This window comes from Kordia algicida OT-1 (genome assembly GCF_000154725.1).
Classification (GTDB): Bacteria; Bacteroidota; Bacteroidia; order Flavobacteriales; family Flavobacteriaceae; genus Kordia; species Kordia algicida.
Window position 1 is genome coordinate 4,915,499 of sequence record NZ_DS544873.1, and the last position, 12,213, is coordinate 4,927,711.

Sequence of the window (12,213 nt, forward strand, 5' to 3'; positions counted from 1 at the left end):
TCTATCTTTACAACATGAGAAGATACCAAATAGAAAATCCTGTCAAAAACAAAATTCCCATCCAGCTTAAAATTCGTAAGCCAAGTTTGGGTTGCCATGCTTTTGGTGTGTGTTTACTTGTGATGAGAATGTAGTTTGAAATTGCATAAAAAGGCGCAGTGACAAACGATAAAACCGTAGCAATGTAGATTAATGAGCCCATTTCTGCTAAAAATTGTGTCATGATGATAATGGTTCCGACAACTAAAATCAACATCCAAAAAATATAACTGTGTTTGATGTATTTTCCGAACAACAACTGACTCGTTTTTGCCATCGCTCTCGGAGAAGCATCAAGTGTTGTTAAAGTAGTGCTAAACATGGTTGTAAAAGCTGCTACTGCAATGATAATATATACGTTTTCATTTAAGCTTGTTGTGTATAATTCAATAAGTTGTGATGCAAATTCGCCACCTTTGGAAGAAAATTTAATTCCAGAATTGAACATGATATACGCACCTAATGCCATAAAGCAAATTCCAAGAATGATGGTTACAATATAACCAAAATTGAAATCGAATAAAGCTCTTTTTGGCGTGAAACCTTCTGCTTCCTGACGTTTTTCAATAGCCCAAAGTGAATGAAAAATTGAAACATCTAGCGGCGCAGGCATCCATCCCATAAAAACAATTAAAAGCGTAATGCCGCCAATTTCCGTGGGAAGTATTTGTGCTGCACTTAAGACTTCATTTCCGTTAAAAACAGCGAAAAACACAGCAATAACAGTACTTATAGTTAATATAATGATGATAACCTTCATTAATTTATCGAGGAAAGAATAACGTCCTGCGGTTAAGATTCCCAAACAAATCAGTGTGATAATTGTACTCCAAATTTCCATTGACAATTCAATGCCAAATAATTGAGAAGCTAAACCAGCTGTGACAATGGTGACAGCGGTTTGTATGGTAAACATGGTGGCAAATGACAATATGAAATAGGCGACAAGCAACCCTTTGCTTAACTTTTTATAACCATCTAGCAAACTTTCGCCTGTAGCGGCAGCGTAACGTGGACCGAATTGAAAGAAAGGATATTTAAACAAATTTACTAATAACAACGCCCACAATAATCCAAAGCCAAATTCGGCACCAACTTTTGTTGAATTTACCAAATGCGATACGCCAATTGCCGCGCCTGCAAATAGTAATCCTGGACCTAGTTTTTTAAGGAAGGAAACGTTCATTTTTTCTGAATAATTTCTGCCAATAACTTCTTAGCACGCAACAATTTTACTTTTACATTGCTCATCGGTTCTTGCAATTGCGTTGAGATTTCCTTGTAACTCAACTCTTGAAAGTAGCGTAAATTGATGATTTCTTGATAATGCGGTTTCAGTTTTTTAATATCGCGCAGCAGCTTGGCTAAATTTTGCTCGGTAATAATTTTATCTTCTGGCGTTGGTCCGTCGTCAATAATTTGATATACTTCTTCCTCTTGTTCTTCTGTCGTTTCAATGTGTTTTTTCTTTTTGCGAAGAAAATCAATATGCACATTTTTAGAAATGGTAATTAGCCAGGTTTTAAACTTGTACTTTTCGTCAAACGTATCAATTTTATCAAAAGCTTTAGAAAACGTTTGAATGGTAATATCTTCCGCGTCGTTTTCGTTTTGAACACGTTTTAGTTGAAAACCATAGACATCATTCCAAAAAGAATTTAGAAGAAAATTAAAAGCGACTTGGTTGCCCATTTTTGCTTTTTGTATGTATGCTTTCAGAATCGTTTCGGCTATTTCCAATGCGTGGGTTTTGAAGTCATATTCGTTATAAAGATACCAAAATGTATGATAACTAAAAAGAGTTCTAATATGGGAAGCAAATATAACGTGTCTTGTTCTTTAAGTTTGCTTGCAGAAAATCCGATAATTGTATATTGTAATAAAATACGAATTCCAAAAACTCCTAAAGTTAACATCCAGATTTTTGTAAAGAGTAAAAAAATCGCCAATATCCAGAATATAACTTGCGTGATGTAAAAAGTGCCTAATAAAAATTTGTGAATAAATTTATAATGCGATGACGTACTAACATGTCTTCTTTTTTGTTGAAACCACGCGCCGAAACTCAATTTTGGTTGTGAAATTGTAAAACTATTTTTAGAGAAACAAATGGCGGTATTTTTACCTGTTGCAGCATCTTTGATAAACAAATCGTCATCGCCAGAACGGATTTTCATGTGGTTGATAAAACCGTTTACTCTGTAGAATTCATCTCTATGATAAGCCAAGTTTCGACCAACTGCGGTATACGGAATGCCCAATTTTGCATAACTGAACGCTTGTACGGCTGCCATTAAAGTTTCAAAACGTATCAAAAGATTTAGGAACGAATATTTCTTTTTCGCATAAGCGCCATAACCAATGACAATCTTTTTAGTGCTTGAAAAATGTTGTGTAATTTCAGTCAGCCAATTCTTCGAAGTAGGTACACAATCTGCATCTGTAAATACCAAATAATCGTTGGTTGCGGCTTTAATTCCTAGGGTAAGTGCGTATTTTTTATTTCCCCAAAAGGCTTCATTATTTTCAACATTTACCAGTTTGATATTGCTGTTTTCTTGTTGAAAAGCTTCCATAACATCTTGGGTTTCATCGGAAGATGCATCGTTGATTAAAACAATTTCATAATTTTTATATGCTTGTTGTAGCAACTCAGGAATAAGCGTTTTTAAATTTTCAGCTTCATTTTTTGCACATACAATTACCGAAACAGGCAAGTTGTGTTGCTTGTGTCGTTTCAACTTCGCAAAAGCGAATGTGCCAAAAAGTAAAAAGTAAACAACTTGAATAGCGGCAACGGCTATAAAAGCGTAGAAGAAAATTGTAATCATCAAAAAATGGAAAACTATTTATTGGTGTTGTGGCTCAGCGCAAGTGTCAAATTGATCGGGTGTTTTTCCGCAAAACCCACAGGCGTCACCATCTTTGTTTAACATTGGATTTTGACTCGCGCAAGTTCCTGCAAATTTCCCATCTTTCTTTGCCCAAAGTTTAATTGCAATTCCAGCAACACCTAGTAATAATAATCCAATTGTTAATAATACAAGTTTCATCAGTAATTTTATTTTATGAATTTTGTCTTCAATAAATGTCTTGCAAAGATACGGCTTTTTATGGAATATTTATTGCTATCTTGTCGTAGGTTTTTTAATTGAAAAATAAACGCTATGAAGTACTTAGGAACACTTTTATTACTCATCTTGTTTGTTGCATGTACAACGCCAAGAGTGATGTATGACTATGATAAGAAAGTGAATTTTGAAAAATATAAAACATACAATTTCTATCCAGATATTGACACGGGTTTGAGCGATTTAGACAACAAACGTTTATTTCGTCAAGCAGATTCTATTCTGCAATCACGCGGATTTGTGCGAACAGCAACGCCCGATTTTTATATCAATATTGAAACAAGTGCTTTTCAGCCGAATCAAAATGGTGGTGTTGGTGTCGGAGTTGGCGGTGGTGGAAGAAACGCTGGCGGCGGAATTTCCATCGGATTGCCAATCAACGCAAAACTAAATCAGCAATTGGTGTTTGATTTTGTAGATGTTCGCGAAGACGATTTGTATTGGCAAGCAGTTGCCGAAGGTTATTACAAAGAAAAAGCCACACCAGAAGAACGAGAAGCTTATTTTAGAAGGATTTTGCTGAAAGTTTTAAAAGGATATCCGCCGAAACGGTAGTTGTGAAATGTTAAATTTTAAATGTTGAATTTTGAATTACTTCAAAAAACGATTTTGCGCTATGACAAACAGACAGCCACGTCGCAAACTCCTCGCAGTGACGAAAAATAGTCTTTGATTTACCAAATGTCAATTCGAGCGCAGTCGAGAATTCTTTAAAATAAAAAATCTTTCAATCAAAAAAACAAAATCTAGCAGCAAAGCGGTATAACAGATTCCCGCCTACGCGGGAACGAGTCTAAAAGCGCTTGCACTGAGCTTGTCGAAGTGAAGCGAATCAAATAACATTTACTTCTGCTTCAATAGTAATGACAAATTTCTCTAAAACAGTTGCTTGTATTTTTTTGGCTAATGCCAGAATTTGTTCTCCGGAAGCATTGTCATAATTGACTAAAACCAATGCCTGATTTTTATGCACACCAGCGTCTCCAAATCGTTTTCCCTTGAAACCACATTGCTCAATGAGCCAACCTGCAGGAACTTTAATTTCGGTGTCAGACACTACATAATGCGGAACGTTTTCGTGTTTTTGCTGTAAAATGTCAAACTCTGCTTTTGGAATGACAGGATTTTTAAAGAAACTTCCGCTATTTCCAATTTCTTTTGGATCGGGTAATTTTCGTTGACGAATGGCAATCACAGCGTCACTCACATCTTTTATCGTAGGATTTGAAATGTTGTTACTTTCCAATTCCTGTTGAATTGCTCCGTAAGAAGTATTTAACTTATGATTTTTAGAAGTCAATTTAAACACTACAGCAGTAATAATATATTTTCCTTTGGCTTCGTTTTTAAAAATGGAATTTCGGTAGCCAAATTTACAATCTGAAAGTGTGAATGTTTTTTCTTCCTGAGTTTCAATATCGATTGCTGTACAACTGTGAAATGTATCTTTCAATTCTACACCATACGCACCAATATTCTGAATTGGTGATGTTCCTACATTTCCTGGAATTAAAGATAAATTCTCAACGCCACCATAATTATTTTCAATACACCAAAGTACAAATTCATGCCAATTTTCTCCTGCTTGAATTTCGACTAAAACATCAGTTTCAGTAGTTTCAATCACTTTTTTTCCTTTGCTATTGATGTGTAATACGGGAAGTTCTAAATTGCGCGTAAGCAACATATTACTTCCGCCACCAAGAATAAAATACTTAGAAAATTGTGGTAATTGTAATGCTTCTATTAATTGTGCTTTATTTTCAATAGAAATAAAATGTGAAGCTTTTACATCAATACCAAACGTATTGAATTCTTTTAGAGAAACGTTATGTTGTATAGAAACCAAAGTGTCGTTTTATGATGCGTTATACGCTTTTAAAGCTTCTTTTAGAATGTTGACAGCTTTTTTCAAACTGTTTTCATTTAAAACATATGCAATTCTTATTTGATTCAATCCTGTATTTGGCGAAGAATAAAATCCAGCAGCAGGAGCTACCATGATGGTTTGTCCTTCATAATCAAAACTTTCCAACAACCATTTTGCAAAATCTTCAGCATTTTCTACGGGCAATTCTGCAATGCAATAAAAAGCACCTTTTGGGTTTGCCACACGAACACCTTCAATTTCTTTTAAACCAGCAATTAGGGTATTTCTTCTGCTTACATATTCATCAATGACATCATCAAAATAACTTTGTGGAGTTTTTAAAGCCGCTTCACTAGCAATCTGAGCAAATGTAGGTGGCGACAAACGTGCCTGAGCAAATTTCATCGCAGTTGCCATCACTTCTTTATTTTTAGAAACAATACAGCCAATTCGTGCGCCACACATACTATAACGTTTTGAGACAGAATCAATCATAATGGCGTGATTCTCCAAATCAGGTTCTTGCATAATAGAGTAGTGTACCATTCCGTCGTAGGCGAACTCGCGGTATACTTCATCAGCAATTAAAAATAAATCGTGCTTTTTGACAATTTTTGCTAGTTTTTGAATTTCCTCTTTGGTATATAAATATCCTGTTGGATTTCCAGGATTACAAATTAAGATTGCTTTCGTTTTTGGGGTGATTAATTTCTCAAACTCCTCAATTGGTGGCAAAGCAAAATTATTTTCTATTTTAGAAATTACAGGTACAACTTTTACACCAGCAGCGACAGAAAAACCATTGTAATTTGCGTAAAATGGCTCTGGAATTATTACTTCATCATTAACATCCATCGTACTTCCAAAAGCAAATGCCAAGGCTTCACTTCCGCCAGTAGTTACAATAATATTATCAGCAGCTATATTAACATCATGCTTTGCGTAATAGTTGGCAATTTTCTCTCGATACGCTTCCGAACCATCAGATTTTGTGTATGCTAAGACATCAAGCATGTGAACTTTTACAGCATCTAAAGCTATTTGTGGTGTTTTAATATCAGGTTGTCCAATATTTAAATGGTATACAGTTTTACCTTGCTTATACGCTTTTTCAGCATACGGAACCAATTTACGAATTGGTGATTGTGGCATTGCAATTCCTTTGTTGGAAATAGTTGGCATAATCTAGAGTTTTGTGAAAGACAAAAATGCAAAATAAATTTATAAAAACAGCTTAATTTAGTGTTATAATTACACACATCACAATATATTTTATCAACGTTAAAAAATGTATTTTGTTCGGATAAAAAATGGAAATTTTGTATATTAGTTTGTTACCAAATATCCTCTCATTCATTGCAAACAGTAAAGAAACATATTATTTTACTCCTTATTTGTATTTGCGGTAGTATGCAAGCACAAGATAATTTTGAGATTTTAAACGATAAAGAAAAGGCTTCTGTGTCGTTTCAATTGATAAATAATCTTATTGTAATCCCTGTTGAAATTAATGGTGTCAAAATGTCTTTCTTGTTAGATTCTGGAGTAAATAAACCCATCATGTTCAGTCTAAATCCAGGCGATTCTCTATCCATTGAACAAACAGAACGCATGCATCTTCGCGGTTTGGGCTCAGGAGAAGCGATTGAAGCTGTAAAAGCACGAGCAAATTCTTTTAAAATTAATGATATCCTAAAACGCAATTTAGAATTATACATCATTCTCGATAAAGAAATCAATATGTCTACACGTTTGGGCGTTCCCATTCATGGAATTATTGGCTATGACGTTTTTAAAGATTTTATTGTGGAAATAAATTACAATTCTGAACGAATAAAGTTTTACAATCCTGAAACCTACGAATACAGCAATTGCAGAAAATGTACCGATTTGCCACTTACGTTTCGAAATAATAAGCCTTACATTGACGTAAATGTTGCTATTGAAGATGAAAAAGCACCAAATATTCCTGTAAAACTTTTAATTGATTCTGGCGGAAGCGACGCATTGTGGTTGTTTGAAGATGAAGAAAAACAAATTAAAATACCCGAAAAGAAGTTTGATGATTTCTTAGGGCGAGGTTTGAGCGGAAGTATCTACGGAACAAGATCACGTGTAAAAAAGTTTCACATGGGCGATTTCTCTTTTAAAAATGCAAAAGTTGCTTTCCCTGATTCTACGGCGATTACATATGTAAAAAACTTTAAAGAACGTAATGGAAGCATTGGTGGCGAAATTTTAAAACGCTTCAAAGTTATTTTCGATTATGGAAACAATCGCATCCGATTGCGAAAAAGTAAATATTTCTCAGATCCTTTTCATTACAATATGAGTGGTATAGAATTGCAACACAACGGTATGCGTGTCATAAAAGAGGTTAAAAAAAGAAACAATTCTATTCACACCAACTACGGACGTGGTGGAAACAGTACGAATCTTGGAGAGGTAAGCGTTGTATATGAACATTACAATAAGTTTAGTTTGGTAAAAGCATACGAAATTGCAGAGATTCGTAAAAATTCGCCCGCAGAACTCGCCGGACTTAAAGAAGGTGATATCATTATTTCCATCAACGGACGTACGGTTGACCGACTTTCGCTGAACAAAGTCACAGGAATGTTAGAAGGAAAAGAAAACAAAAAAATACGACTAAGAATTGTACGTGGTCAAACGGAATTAAAATTTGAATTTCGCTTGAAAGAAGTGCTTTGATTTAGACGCAGCTTTGCCTTTTAGACTGCTAGACACGCTATCGCTGTTGGTATGTTGGTCACGCTTCGCTTTGGTATTTTGGATTCTAGACGTCACTTCGAGTAAAATTCTGCACATTGAGCAGAGTCGAAATGAAAGAATTTTGTATCGAGAAGTACGCTGATTCACTAACGTTTTTTAATTTTACAAAACCCAAAACAAAAAAATGCCTCATCAAATTGACAAGGCATTTTCCATTTATATAATATTTTTAATTACGATCCAAGCTCTGATTTGTCTTTCATCATAATGCTTTTTTCCTTACTTGGGTCAACAATCTTTCCTTTAATTTTGATTGCTTTCGTTGGCTCATCTGCATTAGAATAAACGGTAATTGTCTTTCTAATTGGTCCAACACGCTTCGTATCATACTTCACTTCAATTACGCCAGTTTTTCCTGGTAAAATAGGAGCGTCTGGTTTTTTAGGAATGGTACATCCACAACTAGAATATACTCTTGTAATAACCAATGGTGCATCTCCTGTGTTTGTAAATTCAAATACACGAACGCCATCTGCACCTTTCTCAATCGTTCCGTAATCAATAACTTCTGTTTTAAACTTTATTTTTGCAGTTTTTTCCTGTGCTTGTACAGCGAAGGTAAACAAACCAACAAACAATAATATTGCTATTCTTTTCATCATTCTTATTTTTTAGTATTAGTGTAAAATTAGGTACTTATTTGTAATCTCACAAAAATTGTTTCACAAAATACAAACTAATCTGTATTACATGCACATATTTAACAATTAAATGCAAATGTGATAAAACACTTTTTAAATACTACAGATATAAGTACTTTTGCAAACTATTATTACAAAAACAATACCAAAATGAGTATTCAGAAAAAGTATGATCCAAGTAAGATCGAAGACAAATGGTACCAATATTGGATGGAAAACAACTACTTTCATTCAGAACCAGACGAACGTGAAGCGTATACAATTGTAATTCCGCCACCAAACGTCACAGGAGTCTTGCACATGGGACACATACTGAATAATACCATTCAAGATGTATTGATTCGTCGTGCGCGATTAAAAGGATTCAACGCTTGTTGGGTTCCTGGAACCGATCATGCTTCTATTGCAACCGAAGCAAAAGTTGTAAATAAATTGAAGCAAGAAGGCATCAAAAAGTCAGACCTGACACGTGAAGAATTTTTAACCCATGCTTGGGAATGGACGCATAAACACGGCGGTATTATTTTAGAGCAACTTAAAAAATTAGGAGCTTCTTGTGATTGGGACAGAACGAAATTTACAATGGATGACGATATGTCAGCTTCGGTAATTAAAACTTTCGTTGATTTATACAATAAAGGCTTGATTTATCGCGGATATCGTATGGTAAATTGGGATCCAGAAGCAAAAACAACACTTTCTGATGAAGAAGTAATTTACGAAGAAAAGCAAGGAAACTTGTACTATCTGTCGTATGCAATTGAAGGAAGCGATGAAAAAGTAACAATAGCTACCACACGTCCAGAAACGATTTTGGGAGATACTGCCATCTGTATCAATCCGGAAGATGAGCGTTATGCACATTTAAAAGGAAAAAAAGCGATTGTTCCTTTGGTAAACAGAGTTATTCCGATTATTGAAGACGATTATGTTGATATTGAATTTGGTACAGGTTGCTTAAAAGTAACACCTGCGCATGATGAAAACGATAAGGTTTTAGGCGATAAGCACAACTTGGAAGTAATTGATATTTTCAATGAAGATGCTACGCTGAATAGTTTCGGATTGCATTACGAAGGAAAAGATCGTTTTGTAGTTCGTAAAGAAATTTCAAAAGAATTAGAAGAAAAAGGGTTCTTAATCAAAACAGAACAGCATATCAACAAAGTTGGAACGTCAGAGCGTACAAAAGCTGTGATTGAGCCAAGATTATCCGATCAGTGGTTTTTAAAAATGGACGATTTGGTAAAACCTGCCATTGAAGCCGTTTTAGGAGAAGATAGTGATATTAATTTATTTCCTAAAAAGTTTGAAAATACCTATCGTCACTGGATGGAAAATATTCGCGATTGGAATATTTCACGTCAACTTTGGTGGGGACAACAAATTCCTGCATACTATTTTGGTGATGGAAAAGAAGATTTCGCTGTAGCGGAAACGAAAGAAGCAGCTTTGGCATTAGCAAAAGCGGCTACTGGAAACGAAAACTTAACAATGGACGATTTACGTCAGGATGCAGATGCACTCGATACTTGGTTTTCATCTTGGTTATGGCCAATGAGTGTTTTTGATGGAATCCGAAACCCTGAAAACGAAGAAATTAAATATTACTATCCAACAAATGACTTGGTAACTGGACCAGACATTCTATTTTTCTGGGTTGCCCGAATGATTATTGCTGGATACGAATATCGTGACATGAAACCTTTTACGAATGTGTATTTAACAGGTTTGGTGCGCGATAAGCAAGGTCGTAAGATGTCAAAATCATTAGGAAATTCTCCTGATGCTTTAAAGTTGATAGAAAATTACGGAGCTGATGGCGTTCGTGTAGGATTGTTATTAAGTGCTGCTGCTGGAAACGATTTGTTATTTGACGAATCACTCTGCGATCAAGGAAAAAAGTTTGCCAATAAAATTTTCCAAGCGTATAATCTAACGCAAATTTGGGAAGTAAGTGACGAAGTTACACAACCTGAAGTTGCTAAAATTGCGATTGATTGGTACAAATCAAAACTTCAAAAAGCGTTGGTAGAATTGGAAGATCAATACAGTAAATACAGAATCTCAGATGCGTTGATGATTTCGTACAAACTCGTTTGGGATGATTTCTGTTCGTGGTTCTTGGAAATGGTAAAACCAACTTACGGTTCGCCAATTGATAAAACGACGTATGATACGGTAATTTCTTTATTTGAAGCAAATTTAAAGATATTACATCCGTTTATGCCGTTCCTTACGGAAGATATTTGGCAGCGTATGACAACTCGTACCAAAGAAGAAGCATTAGTAGTTTCTAGCTGGCCAAAAAGCGGAGCGATTAATGAAGACTTGTTAGCTAATTTTGAAATGATTCAAGATGTTGTTTCTGGAATCCGAACCATTCGTAAAGAAAAGAACATTCCGCAAAAAGATGCGTTGGCATTGACAGTTATCAATACTGAAAAGCTTACGGCAGATTTAGATTCAGTAATCGTAAAGCTTGGAAACATTGAAAATATTACATACAGTACTGAAAAGCTTGATGGCGCATTGTCATTCCGTGTAAAATCGAATGAATATTTTATTCCGATGGAAGGCGCAATTGATATTGAAGCAGAAATTGAAAAGTTAACGAAGGAGTTGGAATATGTAGAAGGTTCATTGGTAATTGCCCGTAAAAAACTATCAAACGAACGTTTTGTAAACAATGCCCCTGAGCAAGTTGTAGCTAACGAAAAGCAGAAAGAAGCAAATGCATTAGCAAAAATTGAAACGTTGAAAGCGAGTCTCGCTTCGCTAAAATAATGTATTGATTTTTTAATGTAACAATCTTCTAATTTGGAGGTTTAAAAATATTTTAATTTGAAAATGGGAGTTCTCGATAGCTCACTTATGTGTGACTCGCTGACGCTCATTTTTTGTTTTTTTGAAATTGAATGATAAACATAATATTTATGAAACGTCGTTACGAGGAAGAATGACGAAGTAATCTGTTTTTAGTTGATGCACAAAATCATTTTTGAAACAAACAGATTGCTACACGTTTTTACAAAACGTTCGCAAAGACGTTTCAAATAATTTAATTTTTTTTAGAAAAAATCTAAAATCCAAAAGCGCAACGATCTAGATTCTTGACGCTAAAAAAATCGCCTAAAAATTACTTTCTAGACGATTTTTTATGAGTTACAATTTATGTGAGACAAATGTTTATTCGTCCAACAATAAATTTAAGTTTACAGTAATATTATCACGTGTAGCTTTGCTAAACGGGCAAACTTTATGTGCTTTTTCTACCAAATCTTCTCCAGTTTCTAAATCAACACCAGGAATGTAGCAGTCTAACGTTGCTTCTAAGAAGAAACCATCGTCATCTTTACAGAAACCAATAATCGCGGTGACGCTTAGTTCTTCATTGTTAATATCAATACCTTCGTTTTTAGCAACAGATTGTATTGCGCCTCCAAAACAGGCTGCATACGCTGCGCCAAAAAGTTGTTCAGGATTTGCGCCGTCACCACCATTTCCGCCCATAGATTTTGGGACAGATAAATTGAAATCTATTGGACTGTTTTCTGAATGTACTTTTCCTTCTCTACCACCAATTGCTTGCGTAGTAGCTTCGTATAATGTTTTCATTTTTTTCTTTTTATTGTTAATTCCTTAAAGATACTATCATATCTATTCTTTATAAAATGTATGATCTTAAAATTCTCATAAAACAGCTATTTGTTGTTCTTTTTTTTAGCAGAAATTCCTT

The 12,213-nt window shown here is 34.8% G+C and carries 11 protein-coding genes; 3 read left to right on the plus strand and 8 right to left on the minus strand.

Annotated features, from left to right (window positions below; translation table 11 throughout):
- Positions 1-7 precede the first annotated feature (7 nt).
- Genes KAOT1_RS21155 through KAOT1_RS21170 form a run of 4 tightly spaced genes read right to left on the minus strand, consistent with a single transcriptional unit; the run spans position 8 to position 3,092 of the window.
- On the minus strand, positions 8-1,225 hold the full coding sequence (locus KAOT1_RS21155; protein WP_007096962.1) for an Nramp family divalent metal transporter: 1,218 nt from the start codon (positions 1,223-1,225) through the stop codon (positions 8-10).
- Entirely contained in the window at positions 1,222-1,779 is a 558-nt protein-coding gene (locus KAOT1_RS21160) for an RNA polymerase sigma factor (protein ID WP_007096963.1), read from the minus strand. The genes KAOT1_RS21155 and KAOT1_RS21160 overlap by 4 nt, the downstream gene beginning before the upstream one ends.
- Positions 1,770-2,870 (minus strand): glycosyltransferase, encoded by a 1,101-nt coding sequence (locus KAOT1_RS21165; protein ID WP_007096964.1) that lies wholly within the window; start codon positions 2,868-2,870, stop codon positions 1,770-1,772. Before KAOT1_RS21165 ends, KAOT1_RS21160 begins: the two co-directional genes overlap by 10 nt.
- Before the next feature lie 18 nt (positions 2,871-2,888).
- Entirely contained in the window at positions 2,889-3,092 is a 204-nt protein-coding gene (locus KAOT1_RS21170) for a hypothetical protein (RefSeq protein WP_007096965.1), read from the minus strand.
- A gap of 114 nt (positions 3,093-3,206) precedes the next feature.
- On the opposite strand from KAOT1_RS21170, the gene KAOT1_RS21175 reads away from it, so the two are divergent.
- On the plus strand, positions 3,207-3,725 hold the full coding sequence (locus KAOT1_RS21175) for a DUF4136 domain-containing protein (RefSeq protein WP_007096966.1): 519 nt from the start codon (positions 3,207-3,209) through the stop codon (positions 3,723-3,725).
- 277 nt (positions 3,726-4,002) lie between these two features.
- Here the strand turns inward: KAOT1_RS21175 and murB are convergent, their stop codons facing one another.
- Both murB and KAOT1_RS21185 read right to left on the minus strand, forming a co-directional pair.
- Positions 4,003-5,019: a UDP-N-acetylmuramate dehydrogenase gene (gene murB / locus KAOT1_RS21180; RefSeq protein WP_007096967.1), complete on the minus strand. Its 1,017-nt coding sequence runs from the start codon at positions 5,017-5,019 to the stop codon at positions 4,003-4,005.
- Between the two features lie 9 nt (positions 5,020-5,028).
- Positions 5,029-6,222 carry a pyridoxal phosphate-dependent aminotransferase gene (locus KAOT1_RS21185; RefSeq protein ID WP_007096968.1) on the minus strand — a complete coding sequence of 398 codons (1,194 nt, stop codon included), beginning with the start codon at positions 6,220-6,222 and terminating at the stop codon, positions 5,029-5,031.
- Positions 6,223-6,450: 228 nt separating this feature from the next.
- Here KAOT1_RS21185 and KAOT1_RS21190 point away from each other — a divergent pair, with 228 nt between their 5' ends.
- Positions 6,451-7,752: an aspartyl protease family protein gene (locus tag KAOT1_RS21190; RefSeq protein WP_007096969.1), complete on the plus strand. Its 1,302-nt coding sequence runs from the start codon at positions 6,451-6,453 to the stop codon at positions 7,750-7,752.
- Between the two features lie 254 nt (positions 7,753-8,006).
- Here the strand turns inward: KAOT1_RS21190 and KAOT1_RS21195 are convergent, their stop codons facing one another.
- Positions 8,007-8,432, minus strand: a complete 426-nt coding sequence (locus tag KAOT1_RS21195) for a DUF1573 domain-containing protein (RefSeq protein WP_007096970.1) — start codon at positions 8,430-8,432, stop codon at positions 8,007-8,009.
- Between the two features lie 192 nt (positions 8,433-8,624).
- Between KAOT1_RS21195 and KAOT1_RS21200 the strand changes: the two genes are divergently transcribed.
- Positions 8,625-11,261, plus strand: coding sequence for a valine--tRNA ligase (locus KAOT1_RS21200; RefSeq protein ID WP_007096971.1), 2,637 nt, complete (start codon positions 8,625-8,627; stop codon positions 11,259-11,261).
- A 402-nt stretch (positions 11,262-11,663) separates the two neighbouring features.
- On the opposite strand, the gene KAOT1_RS21205 is transcribed toward KAOT1_RS21200, so the two are convergent.
- Positions 11,664-12,092 carry an organic hydroperoxide resistance protein gene (locus KAOT1_RS21205; protein ID WP_007096972.1) on the minus strand — a complete coding sequence of 143 codons (429 nt, stop codon included), beginning with the start codon at positions 12,090-12,092 and terminating at the stop codon, positions 11,664-11,666.
- Positions 12,093-12,213: the final 121 nt, after the last annotated feature.

Excerpts from the sequence above, each read along its gene's own strand:
- KAOT1_RS21170 (WP_007096965.1), bottom strand. The coding sequence starts at position 3,092 with ATGAAACTTGTATTATTAACAATTGGATTATTATTACTAGGTGTTGCT.
- KAOT1_RS21205 (WP_007096972.1), bottom strand. The coding sequence starts at position 12,092 with ATGAAAACATTATACGAAGCTACTACGCAAGCAATTGGTGGTAGAGAA.
- KAOT1_RS21200 (WP_007096971.1), top strand. The coding sequence starts at position 8,625 with ATGAGTATTCAGAAAAAGTATGATCCAAGTAAGATCGAAGACAAATGG.
- KAOT1_RS21195 (WP_007096970.1), bottom strand. The coding sequence starts at position 8,432 with ATGAAAAGAATAGCAATATTATTGTTTGTTGGTTTGTTTACCTTCGCT.
- KAOT1_RS21190 (WP_007096969.1), top strand. The coding sequence starts at position 6,451 with ATGCAAGCACAAGATAATTTTGAGATTTTAAACGATAAAGAAAAGGCT.
- KAOT1_RS21185 (WP_007096968.1), bottom strand. The coding sequence starts at position 6,222 with ATGCCAACTATTTCCAACAAAGGAATTGCAATGCCACAATCACCAATT.
- KAOT1_RS21175 (WP_007096966.1), top strand. The coding sequence starts at position 3,207 with ATGAAGTACTTAGGAACACTTTTATTACTCATCTTGTTTGTTGCATGT.
- KAOT1_RS21165 (WP_007096964.1), bottom strand. The coding sequence starts at position 2,870 with ATGATTACAATTTTCTTCTACGCTTTTATAGCCGTTGCCGCTATTCAA.
- KAOT1_RS21155 (WP_007096962.1), bottom strand. The coding sequence starts at position 1,225 with ATGAACGTTTCCTTCCTTAAAAAACTAGGTCCAGGATTACTATTTGCA.